Origin of the sequence: Rhizosphaericola mali (genome assembly GCF_004337365.2) — a bacterium.
GTDB lineage: Bacteria > Bacteroidota > Bacteroidia > Chitinophagales > Chitinophagaceae > Rhizosphaericola > Rhizosphaericola mali.
This window is the reverse complement of sequence record NZ_CP044016.1, coordinates 2915368-2936458: the sequence shown is the minus strand read 5'-3', so window position 1 is coordinate 2936458 and position 21091 is coordinate 2915368. Positions and strand designations below refer to the sequence as shown.

General features: G+C 34.4%; 17 protein-coding genes. 9 read left to right on the top strand and 8 right to left on the bottom strand.

Annotation, left to right across the window (positions count from 1 at the left end; genetic code table 11):
* Positions 1-34: 34 nt before the first annotated feature.
* The 3 genes from E0W69_RS12635 to holA all read right to left on the bottom strand — a co-directional run bounded on the left by E0W69_RS12635 (position 35) and on the right by holA (position 3716).
* Entirely contained in the window at positions 35-1639 is a 1605-nt protein-coding gene (locus tag E0W69_RS12635) for a MutS-related protein (RefSeq protein WP_131330418.1), read from the bottom strand.
* A gap of 531 nt (positions 1640-2170) precedes the next feature.
* Positions 2171-2707 (bottom strand): DUF1697 domain-containing protein, encoded by a 537-nt coding sequence (locus tag E0W69_RS12630; RefSeq protein ID WP_131330417.1) that lies wholly within the window; start codon positions 2705-2707, stop codon positions 2171-2173.
* A gap of 10 nt (positions 2708-2717) precedes the next feature.
* The gene (gene holA, locus E0W69_RS12625) at positions 2718-3716 is read right to left on the bottom strand and encodes a DNA polymerase III subunit delta (RefSeq protein WP_131330416.1); all 999 of its coding nucleotides are present in this window, start codon (positions 3714-3716) and stop codon (positions 2718-2720) included.
* A gap of 141 nt (positions 3717-3857) precedes the next feature.
* Between holA and E0W69_RS12620 the strand changes: the two genes are divergently transcribed.
* The 6 genes from E0W69_RS12620 (at position 3858) to E0W69_RS12595 (ending at position 11809) form a co-directional block, all read left to right on the top strand.
* Complete coding sequence (locus E0W69_RS12620; RefSeq protein WP_225321248.1) at positions 3858-4472, top strand: DUF4294 domain-containing protein; 615 nt, start codon at positions 3858-3860, stop codon at positions 4470-4472.
* A 169-nt stretch (positions 4473-4641) separates the two neighbouring features.
* On the top strand, positions 4642-5379 hold the full coding sequence (gene bshB1, locus E0W69_RS12615; protein ID WP_131330415.1) for a bacillithiol biosynthesis deacetylase BshB1: 738 nt from the start codon (positions 4642-4644) through the stop codon (positions 5377-5379).
* Between the two features lie 53 nt (positions 5380-5432).
* Positions 5433-6518, top strand: a complete 1086-nt coding sequence (locus E0W69_RS12610; RefSeq protein ID WP_131330414.1) for a fatty acid desaturase family protein — start codon at positions 5433-5435, stop codon at positions 6516-6518.
* Between the two features lie 142 nt (positions 6519-6660).
* On the top strand, positions 6661-7860 hold the full coding sequence (locus E0W69_RS12605; protein WP_131330413.1) for a phosphoglycerate kinase: 1200 nt from the start codon (positions 6661-6663) through the stop codon (positions 7858-7860).
* Between the two features lie 254 nt (positions 7861-8114).
* A complete protein-coding gene (rny, locus tag E0W69_RS12600; protein ID WP_131330412.1) occupies positions 8115-9668 on the top strand; it encodes a ribonuclease Y in 1554 nt (517 codons plus the stop codon).
* A 119-nt stretch (positions 9669-9787) separates the two neighbouring features.
* A complete protein-coding gene (locus E0W69_RS12595; RefSeq protein WP_131330411.1) occupies positions 9788-11809 on the top strand; it encodes a beta-N-acetylhexosaminidase in 2022 nt (673 codons plus the stop codon).
* 24 nt (positions 11810-11833) lie between these two features.
* Here the strand turns inward: E0W69_RS12595 and E0W69_RS12590 are convergent, their stop codons facing one another.
* From E0W69_RS12590 to E0W69_RS12570, 5 genes are all read right to left on the bottom strand, one after another.
* Positions 11834-13306, bottom strand: a complete 1473-nt coding sequence (locus E0W69_RS12590; protein WP_191967834.1) for a serine hydrolase domain-containing protein — start codon at positions 13304-13306, stop codon at positions 11834-11836.
* A 161-nt stretch (positions 13307-13467) separates the two neighbouring features.
* Complete coding sequence (locus tag E0W69_RS12585) at positions 13468-14232, bottom strand: class I SAM-dependent methyltransferase (RefSeq protein WP_131330410.1); 765 nt, start codon at positions 14230-14232, stop codon at positions 13468-13470.
* A 104-nt stretch (positions 14233-14336) separates the two neighbouring features.
* The gene (locus E0W69_RS12580) at positions 14337-16364 is read right to left on the bottom strand and encodes a M3 family metallopeptidase (protein ID WP_131330409.1); all 2028 of its coding nucleotides are present in this window, start codon (positions 16362-16364) and stop codon (positions 14337-14339) included.
* Positions 16365-16517: 153 nt separating this feature from the next.
* Positions 16518-16805: a SemiSWEET family sugar transporter gene (locus E0W69_RS12575; RefSeq protein WP_131330408.1), complete on the bottom strand. Its 288-nt coding sequence runs from the start codon at positions 16803-16805 to the stop codon at positions 16518-16520.
* A gap of 27 nt (positions 16806-16832) precedes the next feature.
* Positions 16833-18302, bottom strand: coding sequence for a mannitol dehydrogenase family protein (locus tag E0W69_RS12570; RefSeq protein ID WP_131330407.1), 1470 nt, complete (start codon positions 18300-18302; stop codon positions 16833-16835).
* Positions 18303-18630: 328 nt separating this feature from the next.
* Between E0W69_RS12570 and E0W69_RS12565 the strand changes: the two genes are divergently transcribed.
* The 3 genes from E0W69_RS12565 (at position 18631) to E0W69_RS12555 (ending at position 21050) form a co-directional block, all read left to right on the top strand.
* Complete coding sequence (locus E0W69_RS12565; protein WP_131330406.1) at positions 18631-18990, top strand: EthD domain-containing protein; 360 nt, start codon at positions 18631-18633, stop codon at positions 18988-18990.
* Between the two features lie 10 nt (positions 18991-19000).
* A complete protein-coding gene (locus tag E0W69_RS12560; RefSeq protein ID WP_131330405.1) occupies positions 19001-19888 on the top strand; it encodes an antibiotic biosynthesis monooxygenase in 888 nt (295 codons plus the stop codon).
* A 76-nt stretch (positions 19889-19964) separates the two neighbouring features.
* Entirely contained in the window at positions 19965-21050 is a 1086-nt protein-coding gene (locus E0W69_RS12555) for a carbohydrate-binding family 9-like protein (protein WP_131330404.1), read from the top strand.
* Positions 21051-21091 lie beyond the last annotated feature (41 nt).

Below are 21091 nucleotides of genomic sequence, written 5' to 3'. Positions count from 1 at the left end.
ATTAATAACTACTAAAATTAGTAAATTATATGTCTTAAATTTTCTTTTTATGATAAAATTCTTTGGCGTAATTGATAATAGAGTAGTTCATATTTGCTAATTCTAAAATCCTAATTGCATTTTGTTCTTTGCAAAGTCCTAATTTCAATTTATAGTCAAATTGTAATTTGTTATTGATAATACTCTCGTTGAAATATATAAAATCATAAGTATTACTAAGATTTTCTGCCATTTCTAAGTCATGAGTTGATGCTAATACGATATTCCCATTTTCATTAAGAAATGTATAAAATGCATATTTGATAGCTATTTTTTCATCATGATTTGTTCCTTTAAATATTTCATCTAACAAAATTAAACTATTGCCCTTTTGAGTCTTAGATGTTATATTTTTCATTACATCTACTTCTGCAAAAAAGAAACTTTTACTATTGTTGATATCGTCCGAAATCGTAATCGCACTATATATTGGAAAATTATAATATTGAAATGTATCGGCAAATGCCATATTTAGCGTATTAGACAATTGGATATTAATTGCAATAGCTCTCATAAAAGTCGTTTTTCCAGACATGTTAGAGCCTGTTATTAAACAAGAACGAGAAAATATAAAACTATTCCCAATACAATTTTCAACCAATGGATGTTGCAAATTTTCAAAGGAGATTTTGGGAATTGAAATTCTAGTTGGTGTGCAAAAATGTATATTTTTAGATGCTCTGAGTGATGCTATACTATATGCCATATCAGTGAAGCCAATAAAATTAAAATAGGTTTTAAGGTTTTCTCTATTTGCTGTAATTCCCTTGGATGTTCGTCGATACAAACGAAATTCCCATAGAAATAAAATTTTTATTTGTTCGTAGATAAGAAATGATATCCCTGTAAAATCGGCTTTGCTAATAGATTCGAAAAATAAGAAAATATTTACTCGATTAAATATTTTTATTCTTGGTAAAGGTGTATTATCAGCAGATTTTGATTGTAGTTCGATTGCTACTTGATATAGTTTGGATATATCATTGAGTTGGTCTGCATAATATAGTAAAAGATATTTTTGTTTGAAATAAACGATATAGTGCGTAATATAAATAATAAAGAAAATGCCTAAAAATTCTACTTTTATAAAGGATAAAATTAAACTTAGTGTAAGTATTAAAGTTGTTATTTTAGTCCATGTAATCTTAGGAAATTCCATTTCTTTAGGAATCCATATTTTTTCAAATAGCGAGAAAAACTGATAGTTCTGTAATTTTTGTAAAGATTGTATGATTGCATTTCTAAATATTGGATCACTGTAACGATTTATATTTAGTTCGGATATTAATTCGGTATTTTTTTGAGTAATCAATTTGCTGTTTAGATATTGTTTACCAATAGGCGTAATGCAGTGGTCAATTTTTTGAAATACAGATTCTATATCTAAGTCAACAATAGTTTGATTAGAGAGAAGTTGGCTTTTATCGCTTTGAGCATAGGCAAAAGGTAATATTTTACTATAATCATTCTCTGGGAAATTCGCAGTTCCAAATTGAATATTCTTCGTGTTCTTTTTTGCCAATTTATCAATAACCCAACTTTTTAAATAATCATATATAGTCATTCTGTAATATACTGTAATGAATGTATTTTTTGTCAAATCTTTTCAAATGCTTCATTAACTTTCTTTTCCCTTGATGGAAAAGAAACAAAAGGGCTGCAATTGCCTTAACTAAAAATCAATCGTTCCTTCGGAAAGAATATAAATTGCTTCGCGCTAATACGTGGTCGCTTCACTCAGACATATATTCTTTCTATCGACTACACTGATTGATTTTCTTCACGTTAATCCATTAATGCGAATAATTGAAATTAAGCATTTTGAATTTTCATAAATATAATAGTAGAAATACTGTCAATCAACAGTTTGTCGTCTGGCAGCAAAGTGCAGAAAATAGCGGAGCTGTGTTTTTTGCGTGAGTTTTAGCAACTAAAAAAATTAAACTAGCAGCAAAAAATGTACACGAGCTATTTTCAAACGTTCCGAAGGGTTGCGTTACCAGCGGTGCTGCTTCGCAGTCAGACGACTTGATCTTTTGGTTACTTTTCCATTCAAGGAAAGTGACATTAAAATTATTGTAATCGCAAAGTCCTCTCCGAGAGACTCTGCAGAGAAGTGGAAACTATGCAATTACATTTTCTTCAAAATCTTTTCAAATGTGTTGATATTGCGAGAAGTAAACAGATTTTTGAATTTCTTATTTCCTAATATTTTTCCAAATCCGGGTTGTAAAGTATTTCCTTTAGGCACTTTCCAATAAAAGTTATTTGTCACAATTTGAGCTGATTCGCCGACTGAATGTGTCATATTTTCAAATTGATCCATTAATATTTTATCCAAACCGATATCCCCGATAAAGCTATAAATATGAAAATCTGGATCAGGTTGGAATGGATTATTATCAAAAATAGAAGCCGCTTCGTCCTTTGTTTTCACAAATAGAAACGCTTCATAATTGAAATGTATAGACATTGCATTTTCTAGAATTGATCTAGCCGCAGAAGCAGTAAGTTGTGTTTGGAAGATGATATTACCAGACGCTAAAATGGAAATCACATTTTGCATACCCGCTTTTTCGAATACGGAAGAAACTTCTGCCATTTTCATACTTGTACCATTAACATTTACACCACGCAAAAAAGCTACAAAAGTCGAAACTGTACTCATTTTCAATTATTTACAACATCATTTTGACAACCATTTCTTTCATTAATTCGGCTGATTCTGCTCCGCCATTATGTACCCCAATTGAACGTAAATTGTATTCATGCAAAAGTAAAAGCACTTTTTCCACACCAGGATATCCATATTTATTGGCAGCCGTAATATAATCTCGTACGAAAAAAGAATTGACGCCAATCGTGTCCGCAATAATTTTTGTATCCGAACTACCTGCCGCAAAAACCATCGCTACTTTACTAAAAAAGCCATACAAAGAAGGTAAAACCATCTGCATCGGACCTGCTTTGGGGTTGGAACCGAAATATTGAACGATACGCATCGCTTTTGTTAAGTCTTTATTTCCCAAGGCCGATTGCATTTCAAATACATTGAAATCTTTGCTAATGCCAATGTAATTTTCGATATGATCTTCGTTGATCGCAGTTGTGCCTTCTAGATTGACCGAAAGTTTGTTGATTTCATTTGAAATTCTAGAAATATCATTTCCTATTGAGTTGATAACCAATTGTAATGCCTTCGGAGTGATGGTAAATCCTTTGGACTTGACCATTTGATTGATCCAATCAGGCAATTGGCTATCGTACATTTTTTTTGTCGTCAGAACTTCGCCATTTTTTTTCAATGTTTTGGCAAATGTTGTGCGTGCATCCACTTTTTTCTCTTTGTAGCTCACAACGAAAATGGTTGTTGGCATCGGCTTCGCTACATAAGATTCCAATACATTGACGTCCTTCATCTGTTGTGCTTCCTTGAGTACGACGACTTGTTTTTCCGCAAACATAGGATAGCGGCGACAAGCATTCACAACCTCTGCCCAATCTGCATCTTTGCCATAGAAAACAGATAGGTTAAAATCTGCTTCTGATGGTGTAAGTATTTTGTTTTCAGCATATTGCATCACTTGGTCAATAAAAAAAGGTTCGTCTCCTTCTAACCAGTAAATAGGTTTAAATTGATTTTTTTTCCAAGACTCGATGATTTGTTCTGCAGACATGTCGCAAATGTAAGTAGGTTGGCATAAATAAGGACAAATGGGCTGGGAAATTTGAAGATAGCCAATCTATTAATCGAAAAAGTTTTTAAAACTAATAATTCATAATTTATAACTCCTAATTAATTGCAGTGTACCTTTGAAATGGTGAAGTGTTTAAAAAATATATGGATATTGTTTTGGCTGTTCTTGCTTGGCTTTTCCCAAAATATTTGGGGGCAGAAAATGGCAAAAGATACTGTCGTTGGTATTTACATAGATCCGCAGACAGGAGATACACTACCTTGTGTCAGTCTTCCGTCCGTTGAGTTGGAGGGAAAGGTTTTGCCAAAATTTAAAAGATATTTCAAAGAGTGGACCCGCTTACGCAATGCTGTTTACGTGACTTATCCATATGCTCTATCTGCATCGAGAGTGATGAATCAGATCAATCAAGAATTAGTAGGAGTGACAGATAAGGCAAAAAGAAAGGCAATAATCCACTCTCATGAGGCTGATTTAAAGAAAAATTTCACCAGCAAAATTTCTAATCTATCTGTATATCAAGGAAAAGTATTGATGAAGCTTATTCGCCGCCAAACGGGTAATAATTGTTACGAAATAATCCAAGAATATAAAGGAAATCTGACCGCCTTATTTTGGCAATCCGTCGCAGTGGTCTTCGGCTCTAGCCTCAAACAAGACTATGATGCTGAGGGGGAGGATCAGGCCCTGGAAGCAATTGCCCAAGATGTTGCTAAAATGTATGGACAACACTAAAATTCTTCACTTATTGACATTTATTGGGTATAAATGTTAAATGACAAACTTTAAACATATTATCCTGCTTTACAACGATTTTAAATGCCGTATATTTGCCGCGCTTTAAAGTGAGTTTTTAAATAACTTACTTCCAAAGGTTGGATTATAATTATTTGCAAATTTTAAGATGAGTGCATTAAAAGTAGATATTTTGGCAATAGGAGTGCATCCCGATGATATCGAGTTGGGCTGCGGTGGTACACTTATCGCTTCTGTAAAACAAAACAAAAAAGTCGCTATCGTTGACCTTACACAAGGTGAATTGGGTACACGTGGAACGATCCATACCAGAAGACAAGAGGCAGAAGATGCCGCTGAGGTGATGGGTATTTCTTACCGCGAAAATTTGGAAATGGCAGATGGCTTTTTTGAAATTACACAAGAAAATTTGTTTAAAGTAATTCAAGTAATTAGAAAATATCAACCAGAAATATTGATCTGTAATGCGCCCAAAGATCGTCATCCAGATCATGGAAGAAGTTCTGAATTGGTGGTACGTGCAGCATTTTTATCGGGTCTTCGTAAGATAGAAACAGAATGGGAGGGCGAATCACAAGAAGCTTGGCGTCCCAAAAATATCTATCATTATATCCAAGATACGTATATCGAACCAGATTTTGTTTTTGATATTTCGGATGTTCATGAACAAAAAATCAAAGCTGTTGTTTGTTATAAGACACAATTTAATACATCGGATGCGTCTGAACCTACAACATATATTTCCACTCCGGATTTTTTGAATAGAACCATTGGTAGAGCATTGTCTTTAGGTAAAACAATCGGTGTACAATATGCCGAAGGATTTATAAGCGAAAAGGCAGTGGGCGTGAGAGATTTTAATGACCTCGTGCAAGTAACCACCTAAATTTTTAGACTCATCCGAATTCATTTCAACTTTTTTATTATTTAAATTTCATCATGCAAGCAGCAAAATTTGCACATCCTAATCCTTCTTTTTACGTTGAACTAAAGAAGCGCATTAATGATTATTTCAAAACAACAGGTCAGCCAATGACCGGTGGTTCTAGGATTTTATCCAAAGCCATTTTTCTAGTAATATTATTGGTTGTATTATATACTACAATTATATTTTTTACGCCATCGTCTAATTTTATATCGATCTTATTGTGTATGCTGTTGGGTGCTGTAGCTTCTGCTGTAGGCTTTAATGTAATGCATGATGGCAATCACGGTAGTTTTAGTAACAGTCCGATTGTCAATCGTTTAGCAGCTAATACTGCGGAATTTGTTGGCGCTAGTCAATATATGTGGAATATGAAACACAATGTGATTCATCACGCCTATACTAATATTGATGGTATTGATGATGATATTGACGCAGAACCATTTTTAAGGATGGCGCCTACACAGAAGAAATATAAAATGCATAAATTTCAACACTATTATTTTTGGTTTTTCTATGCAATACTTCATTTTTTCTGGACATTTATCAGTGATTTTAAAAAATATTTCACAGGAAAAATTGGCGCAACTCCAATCAAAAAGATGAAATTGAGAGATCATATCGAGTTTTGGGTATTTAAAGCGATTTATTATGGTTTATTTATCGTCATACCAGTGGTTAGATTTGGATGGTTGCCATGGTTTATCGGATTTGCTGCATTTACCATGACGGCAGGTTTGATTTTGAGTATTGTATTTCAATTGGCACATACGGTGAGTGATACTGCATTTCCGATGCCGCAAGCTCCAGCTTACACCTTGGAAGACGAATGGGCGGTACATCAATTGAGAACAACAGCTAACTTTGCTACGCAAAACAAATTTATTTGTTGGTATGTGGGTGGTTTGAATTTTCAAGTAGAGCATCATTTATTTCCACGTATTTCGCATATTCATTATCCAGCGATTAATAAGATTGTGAAGCAAGCTTGTAAAGATTATGATGTGACGTATATTGAATATGATAAAATGTATCAAGCAATAGGATCACATATCGGATTTTTGAAACAAATGGCACATGAAGATCAAAAAGCCGCATAATTGATTTGTTTAAAATATTGAAAAGCCTTGAAGCGAAAGTTTCAAGGCTTTTTTGTTTTATTTAGATTTGACAGGGTTTTAACGAAAGTATTTTCCTATTTTTAAGCCCGAAATATTATACAACATTCAAATTGTAAACATAATGAGTCATTTCACAGCGCATAATTTCCAAGGGGAAAAAGTATTGATAAGAGTCGATTTTAATGTTCCTTTAGATAAACAGACTTTAGAAGTTACAGATGATACAAGAATAAAAGCGGCGGTGCCAACAATTAAAAAAATCCTTTCTGATGGTGGTAGCGTTATTTTGATGAGCCATTTAGGTCGTCCAAAAGAAGGACCTGAGGACAAATTTTCCTTAAAATATATTTTATCCAAAGTAGAAGAATTGATCGGTACAAAAGTTGAATTTGCAAATGATTGTATCGGTGCGGAAGCTATTGATAAAGCGGCAGCTTTACAACCAGGACAAGTGTTGTTATTGGAAAATCTTCGTTTTTATAAAGAAGAAGAAAAAGGAGATAAAGATTTTGCAGAAAAATTAAGCAAATTAGGCGATGTATATGTCAATGATGCCTTTGGTACGGCGCATAGAGCGCACGCTTCCACTGCTGTAATTGCACAATTTTTCCCTACTGGAAAGAAATTTTTCGGATTGTTGATGGACAATGAAGTTTCAAGTGCAGAGAAAGTTTTGCATCATTCTGAAAAACCTTTTACGGCAATTATCGGTGGTGCGAAGGTTTCGGATAAGATTTTGATTATTGAAAATCTTTTAGAAAAAGCGACAGATATCATCATTGGTGGTGGTATGGCGTACACTTTCTTTAAAGCAAAAGGCGGAAAAATTGGCGCTTCCTTATGCGAAGATGATCGCTTGGAAACAGCGGTAGAATTATTGAAAAAAGCGGAAGCAAAAGGTGTAAAAATACATTTACCTCAAGATTCTGTTATCGCAGACAAGTTTGCGGCGGATGCCAATACGGAGATTGCTCCAAGTGATGCGATTGAAGATGGCTGGATGGGATTGGATATTGCTGTAAAAGCAGAAGCTGCTTTTACAGAAGTAATTAAAAATTCCAAAACGATATTGTGGAATGGTCCAATGGGCGTATTCGAAATGGAAAAATTCCAAGGTGGTACCAAAGCAGTTGCTACTGCCGTTGCAGAAGCTACCCAAAATGGAGCATTCTCTCTTGTTGGCGGTGGTGATAGCGTTGCAGCTGTAAATAAATTCGGATTTGCTGATAAAGTAAGCTACGTTTCTACGGGTGGTGGTGCTTTATTGGAATATTTTGAAGGTAAAATATTGCCGGGTATCGCTGCAATCAAAGAAGGTTAATATTCACAGACGATAAGAAAAAACGAACATAAATTCTATGTTCGTTTTTTGTGTATCAATATATTAGGATTTTTTTGCATCTAAATTCTAATTTTGAAACTACGAGTTTGGATAGGAGAGAAGCGTTCATTTCAAAAAGATACGTGATTTCACTAATGTTTTTGATTTCGTTTGGTTATCTTCGCACCTTAGGGATATTGTAGATATTTGCAATAACCTGTTCATTATTAATTAGTTTAAACAGTATACAGACCATGATCACAACAGTAATCGCTGTTGTATGTGTTATAGTTGGAATATTTTTAGGTAAAGTAATATTTGCAAAAAATACATCCAAACAGATTGAGGAGGCACAACAACAAGCGCAATTAATCGTAAAAGAAGGCAAAATAGAGGCCGATGCTTATAAAAAAGAGAGAGAATTAGAAGCGAAAGAAAAATATGTACAACTTAAGTCAGAATATGACAAAGATGTAAATAACAGAAATAGAAAAATCAGCGAAGGCGAAAATAGAATTAAGCAAAAAGAAGCCAATATAGGACAGAAGGAATCTGCTCTTGAAAAACAAGTAAAAGAAAATCAAACTTTGAAATCTGAATTAGAAAATCAGATTGAAATTGTCAATAAGAAAAAAGGGGAATTAGAAAAACATCAAGAAGAACATATTCGTCGCCTAGAAAAAGTTGCGAATTTGACTGCTGAAGAAGCAAAAGCGGAATTGGTAGAAAACTTGAAACATGAAGCACAAACACAAGCGTTGACGCTTCAACAAGAAATTATCGAAGACGCAAAACAAAAAGCGAGCAAAGAAGCACGCAAAATCATTATCCAATCTATCCAACGTACTGCTGCTGAGCAGACAATTGAAAATACTGTAACCGTTTTCAATTTGGAAACAGATGAAATTAAAGGTCAGATCATCGGTCGTGAAGGTCGTAATATACGTGCGATTGAGGCAGCAACAGGTGTTGACTTGATCGTTGATGATACTCCGGAAGCCATTGTATTGTCTTCTTTCGATCCATTGAGAAGAGAAATAGCCCGTTTGTCTTTGACGCGTTTGGTCGCTGACGGACGTATTCACCCAGCTCGTATTGAGGAAGTGGTAGACAAAACACGCAAACAATTAGAAGAACAAATTGCAGAAATCGGTGAACGTACCGTAATGGAATTGGGAATTCATGGTTTGCATAAAGAATTGATTCGTATCGTAGGTAAAATGCGTTTCCGTTCTTCCTATGGTCAGAACTTATTGATGCACAGCCGTGAAACAGCCAACCTTTGTGGTATCATGGCGGCAGAATTAGGATTGAATCCAAAATTGGCAAAACGTGCTGGTTTGCTACATGATATTGGTAAAGTTCCTGATGAAGAAACGGAATTAAGTCACGCATTGTTAGGGGCAAAATTGGCGGAAAAATATGGTGAAAATCCTGCGGTAGTGAATGCTATTGGAGCACACCATGATGAAATGGAAATGCAATATGTAATCTCTCCAATAGTTCAAGCTTGTGATGCCATCAGTGGTGCGCGTCCTGGTGCAAGACGTGAGATGATGCAACAATATATCCAACGTATCAAAGATTTGGAAAATTTGGCGCAAGCATATAATGGTGTTGAAAAAGCGTATGCGATTCAAGCGGGTCGTGAGTTGCGTGTAATCGTAGAAGCGGAAAAAGTTTCTGATGGTGATAGCGACAAACTAAGTTTTGAAATTGCACAAAAAATTCAAACTGAAATGACTTATCCTGGTCAGATTAAAGTAACTGTAATCCGTGAAAAACGTGCAGTGAATGTAGCAAGATAGTTATCTAAATATTTTTTAGAAAGGACTGGCATTTGCTGGTCCTTTTTTTATGATATTATGCAAACGTTTACTTTGATTTTCAAATAAGAAACTTCATGTAATTGCTTAAATTTGGTAATATGAAAACATTTTTTTACTGCTTTGTACTAATTTGGATATTTATTTCCCAAAATCTATCTGCACAAACCAATTCAAAACCGTTTGTGATTCCTTCATTACAACAATGGGAAGGTCAGCAAGGGCTTCTTTCCTTGAAAAACATTTGCGTTATTGTAATTGATGGTAAAAACGTAGATGTTACAGAAGCCGCTAAAATTTTGAATAATGATTTTAATGAAATAGGCATTAAAAATACCATTAGTCAAAAAATACCAAAAAATGCTACTGTAATCTCTTTGAAAACATCGCAAGATAAAGAGTTGGGAAAAGAAGGTTACACATTGGATATTGATAAAATTATAACCATTGAAGCTCCGCACTACAAAGGCTTGATCTGGGGCACAAGGACACTTTTACAATTGATAGAACAAGCAAAAAAGAAAAATACAGGTTTGGCTAAAGGAAAGATTATTGATTTTCCTAAATATCCATCACGAGGATTTATATTAGATGATGGACGTAAGTTTTTCTCTTTAGAATTTTTGAAACGTTATGTAAAAATGTTGTCTTATTATAAAATAAGCGAGTTTCAAATTCATTTAAATGACAATGGCTTTCAGAAATTTTTCAACAATAATTGGGATAGTACTTATGCTGGATTTGCATTAGAATCTTCCACTTATCCCAAACTCAATAAAAATGGAGAGTTTTATACGAAAAAAGATTTTATCGCTTTGCAAAAATTAGCCTTGCAATATGGCGTAACGATTATCCCAGAAATTGATGTGCCAGCACATTCCTTAGCCATTACACAAGTATTTCCTCAGATTGCAAGTAAGAAATATGGTGCTGATCATTTGGATTTAGCGAATCCTGCAACTGAAAAAATTGTTGACAATATTTTCAAGGAATACATTAGCGGTGCTAATCCTGTATTTGTAGGGCCTTATGTACATATTGGTACAGATGAATATGCTAAAGCAGAGTCCGAAAGATTTAGAGCGTTTACTGATCATTTGATACATTTTGTTCAAGGGTATGGTAAACAAGTACGCGCTTGGGGTGCTTTGACGCATGCGACTGGCACAACACCCGTTATTTCAAAAGATGTGACATTGAATATTTGGTATAATGGTTATGCAGATCCAATTGAAATGAAAAGATTGGGCTATAAATTAATCAGTACACCTGATGGATTTGTATATATCGTGCCTGCCGCAGGTTATTATTATGATTATTTAGATTTGCCCTATTTGTACAAAAGTTGGACACCTTTAAACGTAGGAAATGTAAAATTTGAACAAGGAGATACTTCATTAGTTGGCGGTTCTTTCGCCGTTTGGAATGATATTGTAGGCAATGGTATTACCGCGATGGATGTACATAATCGTGTTTTTCCAGCTTTACAAGTATTGGCTGAAAAAATGTGGTCCAATGTTACCGATACCAACAATTATAATCAATTTGCAAAAGATGCATTTGGCTTGTCTGATGGAAAACGCTTACCTCTTTATAGTTATCCTTTGCCATTGGGTGCGGATTCTATTCAGTTGAGAAGGCAGATTTGGAATCCGACGACTAAAGGTGTTGTAATTGATCGTAAAAGAAGAGAAGTAAATACGAGTATAGAACATTTGGGATTTCAATATTGTGTTGCATTTGATATAAAAGCAGGAAATGTAAAAGTCAATACGCCTTTATTTTCTGATGATACCTGGCGCACTGAACTATACTTGCTACCTAATAGAAAAATTGCATTTAAACGTGAAAATTATATAGATACTTTTGACTATAATTTACCAGAAGAGAAAAATATTCGCCTAACTTTTTCCGGTACAAATAACAAAGTGACCTTGAAGGCAGATGGAGAACTTGTCTCAACGTTGCATGGATATAGTATCCCCAAGAATGCAAAAGACACCATGTTTTATGTACAGACATTATCATTCCCATTGAAAAAAATCGGGGATAAAAAGACTCCACTAAATGGATCTATATCTAATCTAAGCATTACGGTGTTTAGAAATCCGAAAGAAGAATAATTATAAGTGTTTTAAAAATGATTTTTACTTGCTATTTATTTTTAACAAAATTTGTTTTCCATTTTCGTTGTTGGGATTTAATTCTAGTGATTTTTGATACATTTTTATGGCCTTTGTTTTTTGACCATTGGCAAGAAGCGCTTCAGCATAACTATCAAATGCATTCCAACTTTCAGGGAAAATTTTAGTAGTTGTTCTAAATACTGAAATAGCCGCGTCTTTCTTATTGTGTCGTAGTAGTTGATAACCGAGTTTGTTCATTTCGCTTTCGGTTATAGAATAATTTTTAGGAGTTTTCTGATATGAAGAAACTAAATATTCTGCTCGCTCAAATTGGCCTTGAGCTATAGCATTTCCATATTGTCTTACAAAATTTTCTGCTGGAGGTGTAAAAGATATCCCATTAAGGATATTGAATACCGTATTTGAAACAGTATACATTGAAGTATTTCCAGTATTCTCTAATAAAATGAGTGTTTGCTTTTTAGTAATATTAAAGGCAAGGATACTTGTTAATCCTGTAATTGAACCATCGTGGAACACTATTTTTCCATCTTTTTCATCGTCGTACATTTCCCAACCGAGGCCGTAATTAATTTTTGTGTTTTCCAATTTATAGCCTGCAAGATTTCCGTTGTTTAGTTTTGCAGGGGTAAATGCTTCATTTAGTTCTTCTTTGTCGATAAGTTTGCCACTGAACAAAGCTTGTACAAACTTATATAAATCTTCTGAAGTACTTACAATCCCGCCATTTCCGTAAAAGTTGCTTCTTCCGTCAATTCTAAAATTTTCGGGAATTGTTTTCACGTTTTTAAGTGTAGTAGAATAACGATTTGGAAAACTATATAGTTCTACCTGATTTTTTTGTAATATTTTCCTATTTATTGGTACAACAGAGTTTTTCATGTTTGAAGGCTCAAAAATATTTTGCTTGATATAGTCTTGGTAAGAAAGCTCAGTTATTTTTTCAATTATCAAAGCCGCAATACAGAAATTAACATTATTGTAGTCCCATTTTTCGCCTGGAGTAAATTGTAGAGGTGTTTTATATTGAATGAAAGTTGGAATAATGTCACGGTTAGTAATTATCTTTTCGGGAAATTGAAACATTATGGTATCAAATAAATTATAATATTGAGCCAATCCAGAAGTGTTACTTAACAATTGGCGAATTGTAATTTCTGTATAAGGGAAATCCGGTAGATATGTTTTTACTGGATCATCTAATCTTAGACGTCCTTTTTGTTTCAATTGCAAAATTGCAGTGGATGTAAAAATTTTAGTAATAGAAGCAATTGGAAATTGCGAATTTTCGGTAAGTCTTTTCTTTGTATCGAAATCCGCGAATCCTATAGATTTTATGTATACTACTTTTTTATTCTCTGCAACTAAAGCATTTCCATTGAATTGTTTTATGTGATTCGAGGTTGAAAAATATTGATCGAATTGTTGATATGTAGTTTGCCCATATAATGTGTTCCTTATGACGAAGATCAATACAAATAGAAGATAGAATAGGTATTTGATTTTTTTCTTATTGTCTATTATTATAATTGATTTACATAGATTACACTGAAAGTTCACCATCATGATAATATTTTTATTTATTATGTCATATTAAAGAAGATGGAGAAATTTTAAAAAAGTTGCAAGAAAAGTTATGAAAAATTACCTACATATACTTTTGTATCATAGTTTATTCGGATAGTATTTTCTAGTTGGTACTTGTCGAATAAGGAACGTAAATCTTGTATCATATCATCATATCCATTATTATTTTTTTGGGGCATGTAAGAAGACGATAGCAAGCGGCCCTTCAATCCTTCAAAATCAAAATCTTGAAAATTCGTAAATGTTGTAAATTCTACTGGATTGGGAAAGAAGAATTTTCGAATACTTTCAAGATCTATGTTACGGTGATCCACTTTTACGTAATGAATAGCATGCTTGATAATTAATTGATCGTACTCTATTTCAAAAGGATTAGAAATTAAACGTTCATTCCAAATTAATACAACATGTCCATTAGGTTTTAATATTCTTTCAAATTCTTTCCTTACAGAAATAGTGTCGAACCAATGAAATGCTTGTGCGGCAATAATAAAATCGACACTTTTATTCTCTAATAAACTAGCTTCAGCAGTTCCCGAATTTGCCGTAAACTTTGGATAATTTTTCAAATATTCACTCCCTGCTTTCCGCATCTCATCATTGGGTTCTACTCCTAAAACTGAATATCCCTTTTCTAAGAAAATTTGGCTTGATATACCAGTGCCAGAGCCGATATCGACAATCGTATCTGTAGAAGTTAATCCGAAATCGTTTTCCAGTAAATTTACAATTGCTGAAGGATAATGAGGACGGTATTTTACATAATCATCCACTCTTTCACTAAATCGTTTTGTACTATTTATATTACTCATTATAATAATGTTTCATTTATTAAAACCATCTACAGCAATAATTGTTGAAATATAAAAGCGACTCTAATTCTAGAGTCGCTTTGTGGTTATTAATGCGAAATTTCTTACGCTTCCGCCAATCCTGCACGTTTCAATAGCGCCTCTACTTTGGGTTCTCGCCCTCTGAAATTTTTGTATAGTTCCATTGGATCTTTTGTTCCACCCGAACTTAAAAGTGTCTTGAATTTTGCAGCGATTTCTGGATTGAAAATGCCATTTTCTTTAAAGAATTCAAATGCATCCGCATCCAAAACTTCCGACCATTTATAGGAATAATATCCGGCAGAATAACCGCCTGCAAATATGTGTGAGAAGGATGGACTCATTGCTAATCCTGCTGTAGTAGGATATAATTTAGTGTCAGAAAGTATCTCATCTTCAAAGTCTTCCATAGTTGCATTTTCGGATAATTTTCCCGTGTGGAATGCCATATCTAAAATGCCGAAACTTAATTGTCTTATAGTTTGGTAACCTTCCATGAAATTAGCAGATGCTACGATTTTATCTATTTTTTCCGCAGGTAAAGTTTCGCCAGTTTTATAATGCTTTGCAAAAGATTGTAAGAAATCTTTATCATAGCAATAGTTTTCCATAAACTGTGATGGCAACTCTACAAAATCCCAATAAACACTCGTGCCAGACAAACTTCTATACGTCGTATCTGCCAACATCGCATGTAGTGAGTGTCCAAACTCGTGAAATAACGTAGTTACTTCCCCAAATGTTAATAAAGAAGGTTTGTCTTTGGAAGGACGTGAGAAATTACAAACTATAGAAACATGTGGTCTTTGATTGACTTCTTTGTTTTTGTATTGCGCTTGATAAGAAGTTTCCCATGCTCCAGGGCGTTTTCCGTCTCTAGGGAAAAAGTCCGTGTAGAATAGTCCTTTGTATTGACCATTTTCTGTTACCTCATATACGGTCACTTCAGGATGATATTTTTGGATATCTTTTCTTTCGGTATATTTTAGTCCGTAGAGTCTCTCTGCGGCTGTGAAAGCAGCTTCTAATACTTTTTCTAAGGAGAAATAAGGTTTTAATTCTTCTTCTGAAAATTCGTATTTAGCTTCTCGTAGTTTTTCTGCATAGTAACTATGATCAAAGCTTTTCATATCCTCAATCCCGTCCTGTGCGGCTAGATCTTTTAAAACCTCAATTTCTTTTACCGCAAATGGTTTTGCCTTAAATAAAAGATCATCCAAAAAGCTTAAAACCGTTTTCGGATTTTGGGCCATTCTTTCTTCTAGTACAAATGCTGCATGAGAATCAAAGCCCAATAGTTTGGCACGTTTTGCACGAAGAGAAACGAGTTTGTGGATGATGGCAGAGTTATTTTGCTCATTGTCTTTATAAGCGCGTTGACCGATGGCGATAGACATTTTTTCACGCAAATCTCTATTCTTCGCATATTTCATAAAAGGTACCATACTTGGGAATTGTAGTGTAAACACCCAACCTTCCAAATTGCGTTTTGTCGCTTCCTCTTTTGCCATTTCGACGATGGATTCTGGCAAACCTTCCAAATCTTTTTCCTCCGTTAAGTGCAAAGTGTAGGCATTGGTTTCTTGCAATACATTTTGACTAAATTTCACAGTCAAGCCAGATAATTCCTTATCAATTTCACGCAAAGTTTCTTTATCCGTATCAGAAAGAAGTGCTCCATTTCTAGAAAAACTTTTAAATGTTTTATCCAAAAGACGTGCTTGCTCTTCCGTCAATGATTCAATCGGTGTATGCTCTTTTACATACTTGATACGAGCAAATAAGGCCTCATTGAGTGTGATATCATTACTATATTCTGCCAATAGTGGAGAAACTTCTTGCGCCAATTCCTCAAAAAAATCATTGGTTTCAGCAGAGTTTAAATTGAAAAATATCTCCGCTACTTTGTCCAAAACTTGACCAGAGGCATCTAATGCTTCTATCGTATTTTCAAATGTCGGCGTCGCTTCATTTTGTGCGATAGCATCGATTTCCTTTTTCCCGTCTTCAATACCTTGCAAAAATGCAGGTTTGTAATCTTCATTCTTAATTTCCTCAAATGGAATACTGCCAAATGGCGTGTTCCATTTTTCTAATAAAATATTGGCCATAACTCTTGTTTAATTATCAATATTCGAAAATATACTTCATTTTTTCGAATAAAAAGCTAAATGTAATCAACTTCCGTCGCAAGCCGAAATCTCACTAAACAAATCAAGGCTGCCCATGTGGACAACCTTGGAAAATATATAAAAACGGTTAGTTTATGTAGTTGCTTTTGTTGTTTCTTTATGTTTACCCATGTTTCTCAATTTCATTAGGAGTATAATCAAGCTGAGTGAACCTTGTACTCCGTTGGCAATGATTACAGGGATGTCGTGGCGTAATACTGCGTAATATACCCAAAGTGCACTACCTATTGAGATCATCGTGTAAGTCAATGCGGATAAACTTTTGGTATGGTTTGTTTTGATAATTTTTAATGTTTGGGGCAAGTATGCGCCAGTCGTACATAGTGTGGATACTATGCCTAATATTGAGATAAAATCCATATAATTTTTATATGTGAAAAAATATATTTAAACGATTAAACTTTCTAATATGTTTTTAACATAAGAAAGTCTTAATTGTTTTCTAAACGCCAAATATTCTTGAACAAAAGCATCATTTTCGGTTAATTCAAAATCCTTGAATGGGCTTATTTGTAAAAAAGCTGCATCATTTTCTTGGTGGATTAATTGCCAATCCGCTTCATTTAATTTGGGCGTTTCAGGTACAATTTCATTACCCAAATTGTCTTCTTTTTCTTTCAAATAATGTCCATAAGCCGCTAGTAAAAAAGAAATTCTTTTGGTATCGCTACCTCTTGATAATATTTCTTTTAAAGAAGGAAGTATGAATCCTGGAATTTTTGCGCCACCATGATAACAAAGTCTTGCCAACTGATCGCTCACCGCAGGATTGGAAAAACGCTCGATTAAGCTTTGTTTGTAAGATTTTAATTGTACGTTTTCTGGGACTTCTACGATCGGACTAATGTCTTTATTCATAAAGTCGATCAAATATTTTTTCAAATAAGGATCTTCCATCGCTTTGTCTACATGCGTATAACCCATCAATACCGCCGGATAAGCTAACATACTATGCGAAGCATTTAGAAAACGTAATTTCAAGGTTTCGTATGGTGTTACATCCTCTACAAAAGTAGCTCCAGCTATTTCCCAGTCAGGTCTTCCCATGCTGAAATAATCTTCTATGACCCACTGTGTAAATTTTTCCGCATATACAGGTATGGCATCTTCGATACCACTCGCATCATTCAATTGCGCCTTGTCTTCTTTGTCGATCGATGGCGTAATTCTATCCACCATAGAATTGGGAAAACTTGCATTTTCTTCAATCCATTTAGCTAATTCCTTATCTACTGCTTGCGCAAAAGAAAGCACTGCTTTTTTGGTAACATCACCATTGTGCTGGACATTGTCACAGGACAATACAGTAAAGGCTGGGATTTGATTTTGTTTGCGTAAAGCCAATGCATAAACAATATATCCAAATGCCGTTTGTGGCGCTTCTGGATGCTGCAAATCATATTGGATATTTTCATGTTCAATATCAAAATTGCCATTGTCATCCACATAATAGCCGCCTTCCGTGATCGTTAACGACACAATCTTAATGTCTTCATCGGCCAATATTTGTAAAGCTTCTTTTTCTTGATTTTTGGCTGGAAAATAATCCACAATGGCACCTACAACCGAAATATCTTTCGCTCCGTCTGGTGCAAATTCTGTCAATGTATATAGATGATCCTGTTTTTCAAATTTCTCTGCCATTGCAGGACCAGAATTGGTGATGCTTATTCCGATAATTCCCCAATTTTTTTCATTGCTATTATTGAGAAATTGATGTGTATAATACGCTTGGTGTGCCCTGTGAAAATTACCAACGCCGATATGTGCGATACCTGCCTTAATTTCAGTAGGATCGTAGTCTGGCAATTGAATGTCTGGATGTTGCAACTCGAGCGATTTTTGTATGGAAATCATATAAAAATGGGTTTGCAAATTGGTTAAATATCTAACCAATCAATATGAAAAAATAAATGGAATAAATCAATGAAGAATTCCTCAAATAGGTCAGTTGAAATGACCTGCGTGTCTTCCAAAGATAGTATAAAAAGGTCATTTTTCCAAAGAACGTCGATTTTGAATGTATTGATAATCAATATTTATCCAAGAAAAAACTAAAAGTTAAATATTTTGTATCATGGATTTCTGCAAGTTTTTGTACGCTATTTACAGCCAATGAGCCTGTATGCTTACTAGCTTTGATGGTGTTAAATATTTAATCGTTTAAACATTTAAAATAAATACTATGATTAAGATGACAATGATGTTAAAGCGCAATCCGAAAATTTCACATGAAGAATTTGTAAAACATCATATTGAAAAACACGGTCCATTATTCAAACAAATACCCGAAGCGAAAGAACATGTGATCCGTTACATACAGACGCATCCCATTGCGCAAACTTCTTCTGTTGTGAAAGTCAATGATTTTGATGGTACGGCAGAGTTGTGGTTTGATTCTTTGGAAGGATTGGAAACCGTATTGACTTCTTCTTTTTATAAAGAAAATGTATTTCCGGATGAATTGACATTTTTGGATCATGCCAATACATTGGTGACGCTAGGTTATCAAGACGATATCATCAGTTCCATTCACGAAAATTAAAATACAACGTATGAAAAAGAATCGCTTATGGACGACATTAACCATTGTTTTTTGTTCATTAATAACTTACAATACTATGGCACAAAATGAAAGAATAGCGGCGATTACAGAATTAAAAGCAAAACCAGCTTATCGACAAGAAGTTGAAAACGCCGCAAAAAAAATACAGAAAGATGCATTGATGGAAAATGGATTGTTAGAATTTCGCTTAAATACGAAAATCGACGATCCTAATACTTTTGTTTTTTACGAAGTATTTGAAAATCAAACAGCACTCGATCATCATAAAAAAGAAGCACACACTATTGCATTTGGAAAAAGTATTGAAGGTAAATATGCTAGCAATAAGGTGACATTTATGCATTTGCAAATGGTAGATACAAGCTATAATCGTGGTATCGAGCATATTGGTATGGCGGTGCCAGATGTGAATGCTGCAAGTAAATTTTTGGAAAAAGCCTTGGGCGGCGTGAGTCTTTACGATGTCTTACCTGAAAATGGAAAGCCATTCGAAGGTGCTGAAACTGAACACGAATTGGGTATTCCAAAAGGTAGTAAGATTGTGCACATGCGATTGGTACGTATCGGTAATGGTCCCAATATTGAATTGTTTCAATTTGCCAATGCACCACAAAAAACAGCTGGCGGTTTGAATGATATTGGCGTCAATCATATCGCTATTTACACAGATAATATTCAAAAATCCGTCGCTCAGTTCAAGGCTGCAGGTGGTACGATGTTATCTGATGTACATGGACTTGCCAATGCTGAAGATGGAAAAGATAATCGTGGTGTATATGGTAAAGCGCCTTGGGGTACATTGATCGAATTTATTACTTATCCAGATGGTGTACAATATCCAGCATCTGCTCCTGAAAAAAGATGGAAACCATTTTAAAATAATTTCAACACTCTCTTAAAATTCAAGCGCGATCACCGAAAATGATTGCGCTTTTTTTATTAATATTGAGGTTATGAAGAAAATTATTTTCTGTTTGTGTTTATTCTTTGCTTTTATCAATTCTAATGAAGCACAATTACAATATTCAGATACTACTTGGACTTTACCACCACGACAATATGAAGCGGTTAAAACAAACGATAAGATTAAAATTGATGGTATAGATGATGAGGTCGCATGGCAAAATGTACCAAAAATGTATATCGATCATACGATTGTTGGTTCGCTTGGTGATAATATTCACACCGCTTGGTGCAAGATGCTTTGGGATGATCAAAATGTGTATTATTTTATCCATATTGACGAACCACAATTGTGGGCGACGATGACGCAAAATGAATCCAAATTATTTTTGGAAAATGCTTTTGAAATATTTCTAGATCCTGATGGAGACGGACAGCAGTATATTGAATATCAGACGAATGCCTTGGGTACTACTTGGGATCTTTTAATGAATAAGCCTTATCGCAATGGTGGTGATTTTAACTCTAGTTACACGATTAAAAATACTAAAGAGGCTGTAAAATACTATGGTACTTTGAATAATGACAAGGATAAAGATTCTTGTTGGACTGTTGAACTAGCTTTTCCCATACATTCTATTATTGGTTTGGATAAAATAAAATCTTTACAAGATAAAATTTGGAGGATGAATCTTTCGCGTGTTCAATGGACGCTCACGACAGATGCAGACGGAAATTATCATAAAAAGCTAGATGCGGATGGCAAACAAATACCTGAATCTTATTTTACCTGGTCGCCACAATATGCGGTGAATCTACATACACCTGAAAAATGGGGATATGTGCGATTTGTAGATCATTTATCCAAAGGAAATGCACCAACATTTATCCATTTGGATAAGGAGAAAAGAAAAGATCAACTTTGGGAAATCTATTATGCACAGAAAAAATACCAACAGCAAAATGGACAACTTGCGAAAAAAATAACGATGCTCAATTTGCCTAATAATACAAGAGCTGAAGATTTTAAGTTGACTATCAATGGTAAACATTTTATTATTGAATCGTCTTCAAAACAGTTTGGCGTGATGCGTGTTAATGAAGATGGATTATACCAAGAATCTAATTTGCAGTGAATAAATTAGAACTGAATATCGAATTAAGTTTTAATGAAATC

Coding starts and splice junctions, on each gene's coding strand:
- E0W69_RS12630 (WP_131330417.1), bottom strand. CDS start 2,707: ATGAGTACAGTTTCGACTTTTGTAGCTTTTTTGCGTGGTGTAAATGTT.
- holA (WP_131330416.1), bottom strand. CDS start 3,716: ATGTCTGCAGAACAAATCATCGAGTCTTGGAAAAAAAATCAATTTAAA.
- E0W69_RS12620 (WP_225321248.1), top strand. CDS start 3,858: ATGGTGAAGTGTTTAAAAAATATATGGATATTGTTTTGGCTGTTCTTG.
- bshB1 (WP_131330415.1), top strand. CDS start 4,642: ATGAGTGCATTAAAAGTAGATATTTTGGCAATAGGAGTGCATCCCGAT.
- E0W69_RS12610 (WP_131330414.1), top strand. CDS start 5,433: ATGCAAGCAGCAAAATTTGCACATCCTAATCCTTCTTTTTACGTTGAA.
- E0W69_RS12605 (WP_131330413.1), top strand. CDS start 6,661: ATGAGTCATTTCACAGCGCATAATTTCCAAGGGGAAAAAGTATTGATA.
- rny (WP_131330412.1), top strand. CDS start 8,115: ATGATCACAACAGTAATCGCTGTTGTATGTGTTATAGTTGGAATATTT.
- E0W69_RS12595 (WP_131330411.1), top strand. CDS start 9,788: ATGAAAACATTTTTTTACTGCTTTGTACTAATTTGGATATTTATTTCC.
- E0W69_RS12585 (WP_131330410.1), bottom strand. CDS start 14,232: ATGAGTAATATAAATAGTACAAAACGATTTAGTGAAAGAGTGGATGAT.
- E0W69_RS12580 (WP_131330409.1), bottom strand. CDS start 16,364: ATGGCCAATATTTTATTAGAAAAATGGAACACGCCATTTGGCAGTATT.
- E0W69_RS12575 (WP_131330408.1), bottom strand. CDS start 16,805: ATGGATTTTATCTCAATATTAGGCATAGTATCCACACTATGTACGACT.
- E0W69_RS12570 (WP_131330407.1), bottom strand. CDS start 18,302: ATGATTTCCATACAAAAATCGCTCGAGTTGCAACATCCAGACATTCAA.
- E0W69_RS12565 (WP_131330406.1), top strand. CDS start 18,631: ATGATTAAGATGACAATGATGTTAAAGCGCAATCCGAAAATTTCACAT.
- E0W69_RS12560 (WP_131330405.1), top strand. CDS start 19,001: ATGAAAAAGAATCGCTTATGGACGACATTAACCATTGTTTTTTGTTCA.
- E0W69_RS12555 (WP_131330404.1), top strand. CDS start 19,965: ATGAAGAAAATTATTTTCTGTTTGTGTTTATTCTTTGCTTTTATCAAT.